Origin of the sequence: Arthrobacter sp. MYb221, from assembly GCF_002979835.1 — a bacterium.
GTDB lineage: Bacteria > Actinomycetota > Actinomycetes > Actinomycetales > Micrococcaceae > Glutamicibacter.
In genome coordinates this window covers 1-15132 of record NZ_PCPW01000020.1, presented here as the reverse complement: position 1 = coordinate 15132, position 15132 = coordinate 1, and the positions used below count along the sequence as shown (strand labels likewise).

Here is a 15132-nt window from a genome sequence, read left to right as displayed (position 1 = left end):
AGGTAACAATAGTGAGCTGGCACCTAGTTCGAGAGTACCGGGATATCCAAAGTGTCCCCGGCGTACAACACACCGGCATCGATGGAGTTCAATTCCTCAATGTGGCTCATCGCCGCGTTGACTTCGTAGCCCACGGCGTACTCGCTGGCCAGCCCCCATAGGGTGTCACCGGGAATCACGGTGACCTCCACCGTCGCCGGGCCGGTGGGAAGGTCCGTGGACGCTTGGGCGCTGCTGGTGAACATGGTGACCATGAACGCCGCGGCGATCGTGAGCAGGAAGACCGGTATGCCTACCAGTACTGCCCAACCGCGACGATTGATGCGGATCCTCATTGGTGTCTTGCTCTGCTGTGGGTGAAGTGCCAGAGTTGCCACGACTTTTTCTCCTCAACGATTACGGGTGATGCGAACCAATATTCGAATACAATCTTCGAACACCTGTTCGATACTAGTACATCTTTTCTAACAGAGCCAGATCGAACTTGTCCAGATGTTTTCGAACAAATCTTTGAAAGAAGCCCTGCGATCAACTAAGATTTCGAAGTAGTCGATCAATGAATACATCACAACATTGGGCACCGACAGTTTGTAGCTTCGAACTGAGGACCGAATGCAAGGGAAGGCAAAAATACATGTCAGCATCACAGCGCACTCCCCGGTCGAACGCCCGTTCGCTGACGATACGTCAGAAAAAGATCCTCGAAACCATCCAGCGTGCGATCGGCAAGAATGGCTACCCGCCGTCGATGCGTGAGATTGGCGACTCGGTCGGGCTCAAAAGCCTTTCGAGCGTGACTCACCAACTCGGTCAGCTCGAAAAGCTTGGGTACATTCGTCGCGACCCGCGGCGTCCACGAGCGATGGAGATTCTGCTTCCGCTGCAGCTTGCAGAGGACGGCGAGGGAAGCAGCGAGCCGCTGAGCGCGCCGGAACCCGCTGAGGACACGAAGGTCATTGAGCTGAGCTCCTCGGCAGACACCACAATGGTTCCCTTGGTCGGACGCATCGCCGCCGGTGGACCAATTTTGGCGGAGCAAACCGTCGAAGACGTCTTTTCCCTACCCCGCCAGCTGGTTGGCCACGGCGAGCTGTTCATGCTCAAGGTATCGGGCGATTCGATGGTGGATGCGGCTATTTGCGATGGCGACTGGGTGGTCGTCCGTCGCCAGCAGACCGCGGAGAACGGCGATATTGTGGCCGCATTGCTTGACGAGGAAGCCACGGTGAAGACCTTCCGTCAGCGTGACGGCCACACCTGGTTGTTGCCACAGAATTCGCGTTATGAGCCGATTCTCGGCGACGCGGCCACGGTGATGGGACGCGTCGTGTCGGTGATGCGCTCGCTGTAGCAGGCAAGTTTATTCCAACGAGCCATTCGGCCTCACCCCTTGTCGGTGAGACCGGATGGCTTTTATTTTGCGCTGAGGTGGCTCGGCGGCAGGCTCACGCGCCCGGCCGCCTGGAGGATCGTCCAGCGTTGGGTGGCCGCCGAAAGCTGCGTCTCGACCCGGTCCGCGATCTGGCTCGCCGTGTCGCGGACCAATCGCGCGGCGGTGCGGCGGGTCTCAGCGGGCAGACGTTCGTCGTTCGCGGCGAGCGCCAGGTAGCGGCAGAGGATTCCAGTGAACAGATTGCCGTCTCCGCCGGATTCCAGGCGCAGGCCCTGTGCCGCAGTGGCGAGCTGGTCGTTGATCGCCTGAATCAGCGAGGCGGCTTGTGCCAGATGCTCAGCGGTCCCGGTGGCCAGCAATGCGCCGAGCACGGTGCCCTGATTGTAGGTGTAGATCGCTTCCTCGGTGCGCGGGCCGCCGGCGGTCAGGCGGATGCCGTCGAGGTAGAGCCCGGAGGATGTTCTGTAGAGCTCGCGACGCAGCCAGTCCAGCAGCCCGGTGGCGGTGCTCAAGTCCGCGATGCGTGCGAAATACAGGGCCGCCGGGGCGTTGGTGGGCGTGTTCTTGAAGTCGCGTTTGCGCGACCAATAGAGCCCGCCGCCGAGCTTCTCGTCTTGGCCGCGCACCAGCTGTCGAGCCAGTGCACGCATGGCTAGGGTGGCGAGCAGCGCCGGGCGGGCGGTGAGCTGCTGGCTCAGCCCATTGAGCCGTTGGCTGGCAAGCAGCAACCAGGCCATGTCGTCGTAGAAGTAATTCGGGAAGCGGCCGAAATTGCGCAGCAGGATGCCGCGCAGCAGCTGGTTGGCCCGCCGCCAGTGCCTCTGGGCCGCGCACCGGTGACCGGAGTGCAGCTCGCGGAAAGCCGCGTCGAGGATCGCGTCGAGATAGTGCGCCTGCCACCAGTAGTGCCATTCGGACCAGGGGCGCGGGCGTTTGCCAGGCGCTGGCGCGGTAGGCGTCGCATGCAGCGAGCCGATCCAGGTGCCGGGCAGGCCCATGAGCCGATGGCCGAATCTGGCGTGCAGGTCCTCGCCTGCCACCGCGGCCAGGGCCTCCCAGTGCTCGGGGTCGTGGTTGCCTGGCTGATGCTGCGCTTCATTCACGAGTCGGCTCCCACTGCTCAATTCTCCGGTTGTGTGCACCAGCGTAGCCGCTTCGCCCGCCGGCATCGAGCACATCGAGCGGGCGGGATCAGGCCGCGAGCACTTCGGCGGCCGAGAACCAGTAGGTGTTGCGTCGCGGTTGTTGATCGGGGTCCAAGAATTTGGGCAGCAGCACCGCCGGAGGTTTGCCCTCGGCCACCACGAGGCTGAAAAGCCCGGCATGGCGCGCGTGGTGATGCATGGGACAGAGCAGAACGCCACGATCCACGCGGGTCTGTCCGCCCTCCTCCCATGGATCGACGTGGTCCGCCTCGCAGCGGCTGGCCGGCATCCGGCAGCCCGGGTAGAGGCAACCGCGGTCGCGGGCGGCCAGGGCGCGTTTCATATGCGGCGGAAAGAGCCGTTTGGATCGGCCGATATCCAGCGGTTGGCCTTTGCCGTCCAGCACCGCCGGGTAGATTCCGGCATTGCACATGAGCGTTCGGGCCTCCGCCGCGGTCAGCGGCAGGCCATTTTCGGTGCTGGCGAAGCTGGCGGCGCCAGCGAGCATTTTCTCGTAGTTCAGGTGCACGATCACCTGCGGGGCGATCAGCCCGGCGCCCGGATTTTTGCCGCCAACGCGATTGGCACGCAGCACCGCGAGCAATCCGGTCAGGTGGCGCAGGGCCGGGCTCAGATCTTCGAAGGGCTGCTCGGGCGGCGGGGCGAGGTTGCTGGGTGGTTTCGGTGGTTCGGCTTCCGTCGCTTCGGCAGCCGGGGTGCGGGCCCAACCGGGCATGCTCGGCGCATCGTCCCATTCCTTGGGGGTGGGTGGCATTGGCGCAACCGGGGTTCCGGGCTCGACCGATGCGGCGGGCTCGTCCGATGGGGCGGGCTCGTCCGATGCGGCGGGCTCGTCCGATGCGGCGGGCTCGGCGTGGTTGGGATAGCTGGCGTGGACGAGCTCGTTGAGCTGTTCACGGTTGCCGGCGATGGTGTTGGGGTTGTCGATCTTGGCGCGGAGCGACTCGATGAGTTCGGCATCGTGCGGGAAGACCTTGAGCTGGTAGATGACCAGTCCGCCTTTTGTGCCACGAGGGAAGAGTCCTGCCTCGGCGAACAGCGCCTCGGGCGGGCGCTGGGCCTGGAGCTGTTCGGTGATGAGGCCGGACAGGTGCTTCGCGGCGCTGGCCGGTTCCTGGGTGATGAGCTTAACCGCCTGCGCTTCGAGCTGGGCGCGGGCCTGCGGGCCGGGCAGGTCCGCTTCGGCGTTGCGGATGGCCCGGGCGGCGCCGATCGCCGGGCGCGGATCCACGTTGCGGTTCGCGAAGTGGGCGGCAAGCTGCGGGCAATCGGGGGTGGTCCGCTCCCCCGCCTCGGTGACCTTGGCGATCAGCGAGCCGGCGGCCGCGAGCCGGGAGAGAGCCGCGCCGTGGGCGATGCCCAGCCAGCCGGAGTGCAGGTCCGCGGCGTCCTTGAAGCTGCTGCGGCCCAGCGAGCAGGTGCCGTGCAGCGCGGCGAGCTGCTCGTCCGTGGGTGCGGCGCCGGCGTCGGCGATGGCATCGAGGGATTCGGTATCCAGCTGGTGGCTGCCGCTGCGCTGAACCGCGTCGGCCGCGTGGATCTGCAGGCGGGACAGGGTCTGCGCCGTGCGTTCGGCCAGCCAGGCGAAGTAGGCTGCCTGGCCGGCGGGCAGTTCCTGGGAAGAGAGTTGCGCGCAGGCGGCATCGAGGGTGGTGATGGCCTGGGCCATCGCCCCGAGGGCCGCATGGTTGCTGGTGAGTTCTTCCATACCCACCACCTTGCACGGTCCGCGGGCGGGTGCCGGCGGATCGGGCGCAGGGTGTGGAAAAGCGGGCGTGGCCGGTTTGGCGCCGGCTACTTTTCCGGTTGCAGGCGCTGCAGCACGCCGGTGATGACCTTTTTGTCGGTGGTCGGCCACATCGGCGGCAGCGAGCTTTTCAGGAACGAGCCGTACCGGGCGGTGGCCATGCGCGAGTCGAGGACCGCGACCACCCCCTTGTCCTGCACCGAACGGATCAGCCGGCCGGCGCCCTGGGCGAGGCGGATGGCCGCGTGCGTCGCGGAGACCTGCATGAAGCCGTTGCCGCCGTGCTTGGCCACGTCCTCGGTGCGGGCCTTGGAGATCGGGTCGTCGGGGCGCGGGAAGGGGATCTTGTCGATGATCACCAGGCGGCAGGAATCCCCGGGCACGTCCACTCCCTGCCAGAGGGTCATGGTGCCGAACAGGCAGGTGTCGCGCTCCGCGGAGAAGTCCGCGACCAGCGACTTCATGCTCGCGTCGCCCTGGCAGAGGATTTTCACGTCGAGCTTCTCGCGCAGGATCGCCGCTGCTTCCTCGGCCGAACGCTTGGAGGTGAACAGCGCCAGCGCGCCGCCTCCGGAGGCGGTGATCAGGTCCTCGATCTCGTCCAGCGTCTCCGCGGCCAGCTGGCGCCCGGGCTTGGGCAGGTGTTTGGCGACGTAGAGGATGCCCTGGTTCGGGTAGTCGAACGGGCTGCCCACGTCCACCCCGGTCCAGGACGGGGCGCCCTGGCCCATGAGCCCGAGCGATCCGGCCACCGAATCGAACTGCGAGCCGATGGCCAGGGTGGCGCTGGTGAGCACGACGGTGCGCCCGTCGAACAGGCCCTCGCGCAGCTTGCCGGCCACCGAGAGCGGCGCGACATTCAGCGTCGCCGGCTGGCTGTCCTCGGTTTCCACGTAGCCGCGGCCCTCGATGAACTCGCGCGGGCGGGAGGTGAAGAGCACCTCGCGGCGCTCCTCGGCTTCGAGCATGCGGATCGCGTCGTCCATCACCGCCTGCATCTGCGAGCGGGCGGTCTGCCGGCCGCCGTCCGCCGGGGCGTTCGCCTCCGGCTTGGACAGCGCCAGCACCAGTCGGGCCTGTTCGACGATGTCGTTCAGCGCGATGCCCATATCCTCGCGCAGCCCGCGCTCCAGCAAGCCCGTGGGCACCCCGGTGAGCGATTTTTCCAGCCGGCCGGCGGCCTTGGTGAGCTCGTCGACGTTCACGCCGCAGTGCCTTTTGGCGCCGCCGGCGGCGGTGAGCACCCCGCGCGCCGAGAGCGCACCGGAGACCGAGCTGGTGACCCGGTCTTGCAGCTCGTGGGCCTCGTCGATGATCGCGACCTCGAAGTCCGGCAGCACGGACAGGCCCTCGAAGGCGGAGACCGCGAGCAGCGCGTGGTTGGTGATGACCACGTCGGATTCGGCGGCCCGCGCCCGGGCCATTTCGGAGAAGCACTCATCGGCCATCGGGCACTTTTGGGCGCCCAGGCATTCCATGGCGGAGACCGAAACCTGTTTCCAGGCCTTGTCGCTGACCCCGGGGACCAGTTCGTCACGGTCCCCGGTATCGGTCTTCTCCGCCCAGTCGCGCAGCTTCAGCACCTCGGCGGCCAGCGGGGAGAACATCTGCCCGGCGGGCGCGGCCGGCGCGTCCATTTCGAACAGCGTTCCCTCGCTGTCATCCGGGTACCCGCCGCCGAGCTTGTACTGGCAGAGGTAGTTGGCCCGGCCCTTGAGCAGGGCCACGTCCATCGGGCGCGAGAGCTTGCCCTTGAGCGCTTCGAGCAGCCGCGGCACATCGCGCCCCACGATCTGGGACTGCAAGGCGAGGGTTGCGGTGGACACGATCACCGGCTTCGCGCTGGTTTGCGCATGGGCGAGCGCCGGGATCAGGTAGCCCATCGACTTGCCGGTGCCGGTGCCGGCCTGCACCAGCAGGTGTTTTTCGTCCTCCAGGGCCTCGACCATATGCTTGACCATCTGCTGCTGGCCGACGCGCATCTGGCCGCCCATGGAGGTCACCGCGGTTTCCAGAAGGTCCAGGACCTGCTCTTGCTTATCCATGTAGGTTGAAAGTCTCCAACTGAACCGCGAGGGATTCTCGCACCTTGACGATCATCCGGGTTCCGTGATCCGTGTGTTCGCTTTCCAATATTTCCGATTCGCTCTGGTGCAGCTTGGCGATCAGGTCTCCGCGGTCGTAGGGGATGAGGATTTCCAACTGCACCTCGGGCCGCGGGATCGAGCTGCTGATCTGCTCGAGCAGCGCCTCGATGCCTTCCCCGGTGCGCGCCGAAACGATCGTGGTGTTCGACTCGCGGTTGCGCACCCGTTCGATGACGATCGGGTCGGCCACATCGGCCTTGTTCAGCACGATGATCTCGGGAATGTTCAGCGCGTCGACCTCCGCCAGCACCGTGCGCACGGCCTGGATTTGGCCTTCGGGGTCCGGATGGGAGGCATCGACCACGTGCAGGATCAGATCCGAGTCGGCGATTTCTTCCAGCGTCGAGCGGAAGGCCTCCACCAGCTGGGTGGGCAGGTTGGAGACGAATCCGACGGTATCGGCCAGCGTGTAGGTCAGCCCGTCGGCGGTTTCCGACTGGCGCACGGTGGGATCCAGGGTGGCGAACAGCGCGTTCTCCACCAGCACCCCGGCGTTGGTGAGCCGGTTGAGCAGCGAGGACTTGCCGGCGTTGGTGTAGCCGGCGATGGCCACGGCCGGGACCTGGTTGCGCTTGCGGTTGGCGCGCTTGGCCTCGCGGGCCGGCTTCATCGCCTTGATCTCGCGGCGCAGCTTGGCCATCCGGTCGCGAATGCGGCGGCGGTCCATTTCGATCTTGGTTTCGCCCGGACCGCGCGAACCGATGCCGCCACCGGCGGCGCCCACCCGGCCACCGGCCTGGCGGGACATGGATTCGCCCCAGCCGCGCAGGCGCGGCAGCAGGTATTCGAGCTGCGCCAGTTCGACCTGGGCCTTGCCTTCGCGGGACTTGGCGTGCTGCGCGAAGATGTCCAAAATCAGCGCGGTGCGGTCGATGACCTTCACCTTGACGATGTCCTCCAACGCGCGGCGCTGCGAGGGGGCGAGTTCGGCATCCACCACGACGGTATCGGCGCCGGTGGACGCGACGATGTCGCGTAGCTCTATGGCCTTGCCGGAGCCGAGGAAGGTGGAGGAATCGGGCTTGCTGCGGCGCTGCACGACCCCGTCGAGCACCTCGGAGCCGGCGGTTTCGGCCAGCGCGGCGAGTTCGCGCAAGGAGTTCTCCGCGTCGGTGACGCTGCCGGAGGTCCAGATGCCGGCGAGCACCACGCGCTCCAGGCGCAGCTGGCGGTATTCGACCTCGGTGACATCTTCGAGCTCGGTGGAGAGCCCGGCCACGCGGCGCAGCGCTCGGCGGTCGGCTAAATCGTCTTGGTCCCCGTCGAAGGATGAATGCTCGGCGGAAAAGCGGTTCAGCGCGGTCGCCTGTCCGGAAAAGATGTGCTCCTCGACCGGTTCGTCGGCGTGGAATACGGCGGGGGCTTGCGCGTCGTCGGCCGCCAGAATGCGGTCGATGGCTGCCTTGATCTGGGCATCATCCATTGATGCCGCGTCTTGCTCGTGTGACTCGGAGTTAGTCATGGTCTCCTTAGAAGAACTTCTCTGTACAGAATAGTGCGGGGTACCCCCACTTCGCGAGGTGGCGCGATCAGATGTCGGTGGGTGTTCGGTCATACCGGTCCTTGTGCTCAAGACAAATTGCTGTCGGTGATCAGGTGAAGGGGCGGTTACCAAGAGACTGCGGCGGGGCACGAAGGGGTGCGAAGAATCCAGAAAGAAAAAGAAAAGGACCTTGCCGTCTGCAGGTTCATGTGTCCGGTGGGCGCGCAAAATCAGCGCCGGCTCTCCGGGGAACCCTGGTAACCGAGTGGGTTACGTATTAGACGAAAATCAAAGTCATAGGTAAAACTCTATCAGTGGAATGCGCCGCGCGCCTATATCGCGTAGCTCACGTTGTTTGCCCGGCTTTGCGCGCAGGCGATAATCTTTGGTGCATGACCTCGGATCATTACTTCAGCGCCAGCCCCGCCTCGGCCGACGAACGCCGCAGCATCGCGGTGGAATTGAACGGCCAGCGCCGACAGGTGCAGACTGCGCCGGGCATCTTCTCCCCCGCCGGGCTGGACAAAGGCACCGCCGTGCTGCTGGAGCATGTCCCGACCCCGCGCGGGCGGATCCTGGACATCGGCTGCGGCTGGGGTCCGATCGCGCTGACCGCCGCATTGCAGAGCCCGGAGTCCGAAGTTTTCGGCGTGGACGTCAACGAGCGTTCCATCGAACTTGCCAAGCTGAATGCGCAAAGCATGGGGCTGGCCAATCTCACCGTAGGCACCCCGGACTCGGTGGATCCGGACCTTGAATTCGACACCATCTGGTCAAACCCGCCGATCCGCATCGGCAAGGAAGCCCTGCACGAACTGCTGCTGCTGTGGCTTCCGCGCTTGGCACCGGGCGGCGACGCCTGGCTGGTGGTGCAGAAGAACCTGGGCAGCGACTCGTTGCAGAAGTGGCTGGGAACCCAGTTGCCGGCGGACTGGAAGATCACCCGCGAGGCGACAGCCAAGGCCTTCCGCGTGCTGAAAGTGGCCCGTCCGGCCTAGTCGAGGACTGCGCCAGTACCTGACGCATTGATTCCAAGGCATAGACGACTACGACGCCTTGCACAGCCAAATATTTGATCCGGCTTCGCCTTTCCCGCACGTATATGATCTAGAAACGAAGCTGGCTAGCTCATGGCTTCCGTAATAAAACTACGGAAGATCGAGTATTTCGACGTTACTCAATCCATCCGGTTAATATGAATCCATTAGTTAACCGACTTTAAGGACTGCATTGAGTATCGAATGGGTTGCCATCCTTGTCCCAGGAGTACTAACCGGGGTTTTCACCATAGTTGCCGCTCTGGTCACAAGAGCAGGCTCGAAGCCGGAAAATCAGGCGGCACAGCAAAGCAACCCGACCTTCATTAATTCCGGAGTCAATAACGGCGTCCAGAACCTAACTCAATACAATGGGCCACAGGTTCACATCAAAAACACGATCACGCAGAATGTCCGCGCATCAAGACCAGGAAACAGCGAATCCTCGCCGGATGACTCCGCCTGGGGATTAATCATCGGGACGGGGATCGTGGCTGTAATATTTGGCGCCTCGATCAGCACGTGGCCCACTCATGCGCTGGCCATCACAGTCAGATTTTGCGTCGGAACTCTCATCGTTACGCTCATCGCTTCGATTCATGCTCGTAGAGTTGGCAACACCCTGCCTTACGCAGCCGTAATCTCGTGGATACTGACGGCCATATCCATAGCAGCCACGGCATTCGGCGCAATCGCCATTCACAGCTCGGAGCTGAAGAAAACAACATTTGAGTCATTGCACGAAATTGCCGCTGCCGGTGCCAAGAACTCTCTGTTCACAAGCAGAAGGATTTCTAGATCACGTAGCTGCCTACATTATTGGACCGGCTTCGGCCATTTTAGATGCAAAGCTTGAAGGATCGATCCTTTTGTCGGTGGCCATCGCGCTAACGGGCTTGGTCATCGCACTGACCAATTTTTTTGCATTCATCAATTCGATCGCATGGGTCGCATCTTCGAGGCTTTATGCAGGGCCTGTCAAGGCCGAATATAAGCAAAACATGGCCATGCGATTTATCGAGGAAACGAAAGGCCAGCGCGTTGGAAAAGTCTTCGCGATGCTCGTGTTCTTGGTTCTCTCATCGGGCGGCATATTCTGGGTGCTGTCTCTTGCTGTGTCTCAACAGAATCTGTAAAAATCAGGCGGCGACGCCTGGCTGGTGGTGCAGAAGAACCTGGGCAGCGACTCGTTGCAGAAGTGGCTGGGAACCCAGTTGCCGGCGGACTGGAAGATCACCCGCGAGGCGACAGCCAAGGCCTTCCGCGTGCTGAAAGTGGCCCGTCCGGCCTAGCCGGATTTGAACTTTATTCAAAACAGCCTGCCGCCGAATCGAAAGATTCGGTGGCAGGCTGTTTTCGTCGTGGGTTAGCTGGCGCCGATCACGCCGCGGGCGACCAACGTGGCGGGGCCCGAAAGGATCGTGTCTTCCTTGCCGTCGCCGGTGGGTGCGAATTCCACGCCGACCAGCCCGCCGGGCACTTCGACGGCCCACTGGTTGATCAGTGCGGTGCCGCGCGCCCAGTAGCGCATGGCGGCCGCCGCGGCGCACGCCCCGGTGCCGCAGGAGAGCGTCTCCCCCACCCCGCGCTCGTGCACGCGCATCTTCAGCTGCGCGACGCCATCGTTGATCAGCGGTTCGGAGGGAACCACAAATTCCACGTTGCTGCCGTTCGGCGGCGTCGGGGATACCTCGGGGGCGGAAAGCAGGTCGAGGTCCTCCAGCATCTGCGCATCGGGCAGGGCCGCCACGGTATGCGGGTTGCCCATGGTGATGCTCAACGCGGGAAGCGCCTGTTCCCAGCCGCGCGGCTTGACCATCGAGTCGAGTGAGTCCGCCGCGGCCTGCTCCTCGAAGATCAGCCCCCAGGGGCCGAGGTTAGCGGCGTAGCCGTCGGCCAGGCGGGTGACTTCCTTGACTCCGGCGCGGCTGCCGATGAGCAGGCTGGCACCGATCGGGAGGTTGACCAGCCCCTCGGCGAGCAGGTAGTGCACGAAGGCGCGCACGCCGTTGCCGCACATTTCGGCGATGGACCCGTCGTTATTGCGGTAGTCCATGAACCAATAGGCCTTGGGGTGATCCAGGGCCTGCTGCTCGAAGCCGGGGACCTTGGAGGTGGGCACGGCGCGGATCAGCCCGTCGCCGCCGATGCCGAAGCGGCGGTGGCACAGGGCCGCGACCTGCTCTGGCGTCACCTCGTGCTTGGCTTCGGGGTCTGCGAGCAGCACGAAGTCGTTTCCGGTGGCGTGCCCCTTGGCGAAGGGCAGTCCGGCAAGCTGGGCTAGTTCGGTGCGGTACATTGCGCTCCTTTAGATGGTGGGGTCGCTCGGGCGGAGCAGTTGTTGTGCTTTGCCCAGCAGCCCGGGTTCTTTCGGGTTCAGCCAGTGCACCCGCGGGTCGGCGTTGAACCAGGTCAGCTGGCGGCGGGCGAACTTCCGGGTGGCCACGATGGTGTCCTCGATGGCTTGGCCCCGGTCGATCTTGCCGTCCAGGTAGTCGGTGTACTGCTGGTAGCCGATGGCGCGCGCGGCGGTTTTCCCTTCGCGTAGCCCGTGGCCCAAGAGCTCGGCAACCTCCTCGGCCAGCCCCATGCGGTCCATTTTACGGACGCGTTCGGCCAGTGTCTCGTGTAACGCGGGGCGCTCGTAATTTAGTCCGATCTGCAGCGCCGGCTGGAAATACTCGCGGTTGGGCATGTAGGAGCTGAAGGGGCGCCCGGAGATTTCGAAGACCTCCAACGCGCGGACGGCACGCCGGGTATCGAGATTTCGGTCCGCGGAGACCGGATCCACCTGTGCCAGCCGGCGGCGCAGCTCGCCATCCCCGCGCTCCTGCACCTCGGCTTCGAGCCGGTCCCGGACCGCGCGATCGGTGGGCGGGAAGTCGATCACGTCCAGCGCGGCGCGCACGTAGAGCCCGGAGCCGCCGACCATGATCGGCACCTTGCCGTGGGAGCGAATCTGGTCGAAATGGTCGCGGGCTTGGGCCTGGAACTGGGCGACGGAGGCCTCTTCGCGGATGTTCATGATGTCCAGCAGGTGGTGCGCGATGCCGCCGCGCTCGGCTTCGGCGAGCTTTGCGGTGCCGATGTTCATGCCGCGGTAGAACTGCAGCGCGTCGGAGTTGACGATTTCGCCGCCCAATTCTTGGGCCAGCGCGATGGCCAGATCCGATTTGCCGGTTCCGGTGGGCCCAACAATGGAGATCACCGGCAGCTGAGTGGAGTTCATTCGGTTAGCTGCGCGCCTTCATGGTTGGCATGCCCAGGTTGGTTCGGCTTGCCGCGCCGCCGCTGCCGGCGGTAGGCACCGCGCAGCTCTCGGCTTGCGCTCGGTCCCATGCGTCGCCGGCTCGCGAACGACGCAGCGAATACTCCTCGAGCGTCGGATCGGAGACGAGGTGGAAGGCCGCGGCCTCGGTGATCGGCACGGTGACCAGATCGCCTGGGCGTGGCTGATCGGCGCCTTGCGGTACGGAGAAGTGCACCAGCCGCTGGTCTTGGGCGCGGCCGGCCAGGCGGTGGGTTTCCTCGGACTTGCGTCCGGACTGCTCGGTGACCATGACTTCCACGGTGCGCCCGAGCTGCTTGGCGTTTTCTTCCTTGGCGATGCGGTCCTGCAGTGCGGTGAGCCGCTCGAAGCGTTCCTGCACCACTGCCTTGGGCAACTGGTCGGGCAGCTCGGCGGCAGGGGTGCCCGGACGCTTGGAGTATTGGAAGGTGAAGGCGGTGGAGAAACGCGATGCCTCGACCACGTCGAGAGTCGCCTGGAAGTCTTCCTCGGTTTCGCCCGGGAATCCGACGATGATGTCGGTGGTGATCGCCGCCTGCGGGATGCGCGTGCGCACCTTGTCCAGGATGCCGAGGAATTTCTTCGAGCGGTAGGAGCGGCGCATGTCCTTGAGGACCTTGTCGGAGCCGGACTGCAGCGGCATGTGCAACTGCGGCATTACATTCGGGGTTTCGGCCATCGCGTCGATAACGTCGTCGGTGAAGGCGGCAGGGTGCGGGCTGGTGAAGCGCACCCGTTCCAGGCCTTCGATTTCGCCGCAGGCACGCAAGAGCTTGCCAAAGGCCAGCTTGTCGCCGAATTCGACGCCATAGGAGTTCACGTTCTGTCCCAACAGGGTCACCTCGATCGCCCCGTCGGCGACCAGCGCCTCGATTTCGGCGAGGATCTCTCCCGGGCGGCGGTCGCGTTCCTTGCCGCGCAGCGCGGGCACGATGCAGAAGGTGCAGGTGTTGTTGCAGCCAACCGAGATTGACACCCAACCGGCGTAGACCGATTCGCGGCGGGTCGGGAGCGTGGAAGGGAAGACATCCAGAGATTCGAGGATCTCCAGTTCCGCCTTTTGGTTGTGTTCGGCGCGGTCCAGCAAGGCCGGCAGCGAACCGATGTTGTGCGTGCCGAAGACGACGTCCACCCAGGGGGCTTTCTTCAGGATCGTTTCGCGGTCTTTCTGCGCGAGGCAGCCGCCAACGGCGATCTGCATTCCCGGTCGGCGGTCCTTGACGCTTTTGAGCATTCCGAGGTTGCCGTAGAGCTTGTTGTCAGCATTTTCACGGACCGCGCAGGTATTGAACACCACGACGTCCGCCGCTTCGTCGTCGTCCGCCTCAGCTTTGCGGGCAAGGCCCGCGCTTTCGAGCAGCCCGGAGAGCCGTTCGGAATCGTGCACGTTCATTTGGCAACCGTAGGTGCGTACCTCGTAGGTGCGCGATGGATTCTCGGTATCTGCTGGGGTCATCTCGTCGAACTCACTCACCCCTCAAGGTTACCCAATTCACTGGCACGCAACATCTTAGTCAAGGCTTAACCAACGATACGTGCAGACGATCGCGAAACTGCCCGACTTCAAGAATCGGCCTTTAGTTGAAGCATCAAGTCGAATAGGAGATGATCAGGCAAGCCTTCTCAAAAAGAACAAAGCGAAGAGATCCCCTTCAATGAAAGAGCTGCCAGCATGCGTTCCACGCCGATAACCATGACCGATGAGTTTGACGATGCCCTTTCGCGACTGCATTCCGGCAAGAACCTGTTTCTCACCGGAAAGGCTGGAACTGGTAAATCTACTCTCATCCGTACGTATCTCGAACAAACGCAGCGGGCTTCCCTGGTTGCCGCACCGACAGGAATTGCGGCGCTCAATGTAGAGGGCTACACAATACACCGACTTTTTGGCTTTCATTCCGGCACGACGGTTGAACAAGTCCGGTCTAGCGAATACTACCCGGGCCGTTTCGCGAAGGTTCTGAAACGCCTCGAAACTCTAATAATCGACGAGGCTTCAATGGTTCGGGCCGATTTATTCGATTGCCTCGTCGAGGCCCTAACGCGGTTCGGCCCTAAGCCTGGCCACCGTTTCGGAGGTATTCAATTAGTTTTGGTGGGCGATCTTTACCAGCTTCCGCCAGTCGTCCTAGAACCCGAATCAGAATACTTCTCCACCGTCTATGAGTCGCCATTCTTCTTTTCTGCCAATACGTTTGAAACATCTGAATTTCCGGTCGTTGAGCTCACGACTGTCTTCCGACAGCTTGGCGATGACAGGTTGGTTTCGTTATTGAACTCAGTTCGAGACGGTAGCCTCACTCCAGAATCCCAGCAAGCGCTAAATCAGCAGGTGCGTTCAGGTTTCACGCCACCGCTTGACGAGCGTTGGTTGACGCTGACCACGACAAATCGTATCGCTGGCGCCAGGAACAAGAGGATGCTCGAAAAACTAGATGCACCGCTGCATACATCCGAAGCCAAAATCACGGGTGATATTACCGGTTTCGAACCCCTCGCTGACAAAAAGTTGCAGTTCAAAGACGGCGCACAAGTCATGATGCTGACGAATGACCCGGCTGATCGTTGGGTCAACGGAACCATCGCTGAAGTAATCGCAACATCTACGACAGATGCTGGGCATGAAGTAGCGGTCAAGTTGCCAAGCGGAACGACAGCCATAGTAACTGCGCACAAATGGCACGTTACTCGTCCCGAGTTTTCCGATGGAACGATTAAACACGAATCAGTTGGATCCTTCGTGCAACTTCCATTTAAACTTTCTTGGGCTATTACGATCCACAAGTCTCAAGGTGAACCGTCCCGGAAATCATGCCGCCGTCTTATGTGCGGCAGCGTCGGGTAACGAGCCTGTCATTTCATCATAGTAG

Annotated in this window: 14 protein-coding genes; 6 read left to right on the top strand and 8 right to left on the bottom strand. The window is 63.3% G+C overall.

Annotated elements, in window-relative coordinates; translation table 11 throughout:
* Nucleotides 1-23 precede the first annotated feature (23 nt).
* Complete coding sequence (locus CQ015_RS17540) at nt 24-377, bottom strand: LysM peptidoglycan-binding domain-containing protein (protein ID WP_146114090.1); 354 nt, start codon at nt 375-377, stop codon at nt 24-26.
* A 257-nt stretch (nt 378-634) separates the two neighbouring features.
* On the opposite strand from CQ015_RS17540, the gene lexA reads away from it, so the two are divergent.
* Nucleotides 635-1351 carry a transcriptional repressor LexA gene (gene lexA / locus CQ015_RS17535; protein ID WP_105554679.1) on the top strand — a complete coding sequence of 239 codons (717 nt, stop codon included), beginning with the start codon at nt 635-637 and terminating at the stop codon, nt 1349-1351.
* Nucleotides 1352-1413: 62 nt separating this feature from the next.
* On the opposite strand, the gene CQ015_RS17530 is transcribed toward lexA, so the two are convergent.
* From CQ015_RS17530 to hflX, 4 genes are all read right to left on the bottom strand, one after another.
* Nucleotides 1414-2496 carry a glycoside hydrolase family 76 protein gene (locus CQ015_RS17530; RefSeq protein ID WP_258138821.1) on the bottom strand — a complete coding sequence of 361 codons (1083 nt, stop codon included), beginning with the start codon at nt 2494-2496 and terminating at the stop codon, nt 1414-1416.
* Between the two features lie 88 nt (nt 2497-2584).
* Nucleotides 2585-4267 carry a DUF222 domain-containing protein gene (locus CQ015_RS17525; RefSeq protein WP_105650746.1) on the bottom strand — a complete coding sequence of 561 codons (1683 nt, stop codon included), beginning with the start codon at nt 4265-4267 and terminating at the stop codon, nt 2585-2587.
* A gap of 86 nt (nt 4268-4353) precedes the next feature.
* Nucleotides 4354-6351 (bottom strand): ATP-dependent DNA helicase, encoded by a 1998-nt coding sequence (locus tag CQ015_RS17520; RefSeq protein ID WP_105569972.1) that lies wholly within the window; start codon nt 6349-6351, stop codon nt 4354-4356.
* Nucleotides 6344-8008, bottom strand: coding sequence for a GTPase HflX (hflX, locus tag CQ015_RS17515; RefSeq protein WP_374954801.1), 1665 nt, complete (start codon nt 8006-8008; stop codon nt 6344-6346). Before hflX ends, CQ015_RS17520 begins: the two co-directional genes overlap by 8 nt.
* Before the next feature lie 320 nt (nt 8009-8328).
* Between hflX and CQ015_RS17510 the strand changes: the two genes are divergently transcribed.
* The 4 genes from CQ015_RS17510 (at nt 8329) to CQ015_RS17500 (ending at nt 10265) form a co-directional block, all read left to right on the top strand.
* Entirely contained in the window at nt 8329-8934 is a 606-nt protein-coding gene (locus CQ015_RS17510; RefSeq protein ID WP_105650745.1) for a class I SAM-dependent methyltransferase, read from the top strand.
* 232 nt (nt 8935-9166) lie between these two features.
* Nucleotides 9167-9829 (top strand): hypothetical protein, encoded by a 663-nt coding sequence (locus tag CQ015_RS18825; RefSeq protein ID WP_146114089.1) that lies wholly within the window; start codon nt 9167-9169, stop codon nt 9827-9829.
* A 19-nt stretch (nt 9830-9848) separates the two neighbouring features.
* A complete protein-coding gene (locus CQ015_RS17505) occupies nt 9849-10109 on the top strand; it encodes a hypothetical protein (protein WP_146115289.1) in 261 nt (86 codons plus the stop codon).
* Between the two features lie 24 nt (nt 10110-10133).
* Nucleotides 10134-10265 (top strand): hypothetical protein, encoded by a 132-nt coding sequence (locus CQ015_RS17500; RefSeq protein WP_258138818.1) that lies wholly within the window; start codon nt 10134-10136, stop codon nt 10263-10265.
* A gap of 74 nt (nt 10266-10339) precedes the next feature.
* Here the strand turns inward: CQ015_RS17500 and dapF are convergent, their stop codons facing one another.
* The 3 genes from dapF to miaB are packed head-to-tail and all read right to left on the bottom strand — an operon-like array spanning nt 10340 to nt 13718.
* Entirely contained in the window at nt 10340-11272 is a 933-nt protein-coding gene (dapF, locus tag CQ015_RS17495) for a diaminopimelate epimerase (RefSeq protein ID WP_105650743.1), read from the bottom strand.
* A gap of 9 nt (nt 11273-11281) precedes the next feature.
* Nucleotides 11282-12202: a tRNA (adenosine(37)-N6)-dimethylallyltransferase MiaA gene (gene miaA, locus CQ015_RS17490; protein WP_105650742.1), complete on the bottom strand. Its 921-nt coding sequence runs from the start codon at nt 12200-12202 to the stop codon at nt 11282-11284.
* A 4-nt stretch (nt 12203-12206) separates the two neighbouring features.
* Nucleotides 12207-13718 carry a tRNA (N6-isopentenyl adenosine(37)-C2)-methylthiotransferase MiaB gene (gene miaB, locus CQ015_RS17485; RefSeq protein WP_105569975.1) on the bottom strand — a complete coding sequence of 504 codons (1512 nt, stop codon included), beginning with the start codon at nt 13716-13718 and terminating at the stop codon, nt 12207-12209.
* A 216-nt stretch (nt 13719-13934) separates the two neighbouring features.
* Here miaB and CQ015_RS17480 point away from each other — a divergent pair, with 216 nt between their 5' ends.
* Nucleotides 13935-15107 (top strand): ATP-dependent RecD-like DNA helicase, encoded by a 1173-nt coding sequence (locus CQ015_RS17480; RefSeq protein WP_105650741.1) that lies wholly within the window; start codon nt 13935-13937, stop codon nt 15105-15107.
* Nucleotides 15108-15132 lie beyond the last annotated feature (25 nt).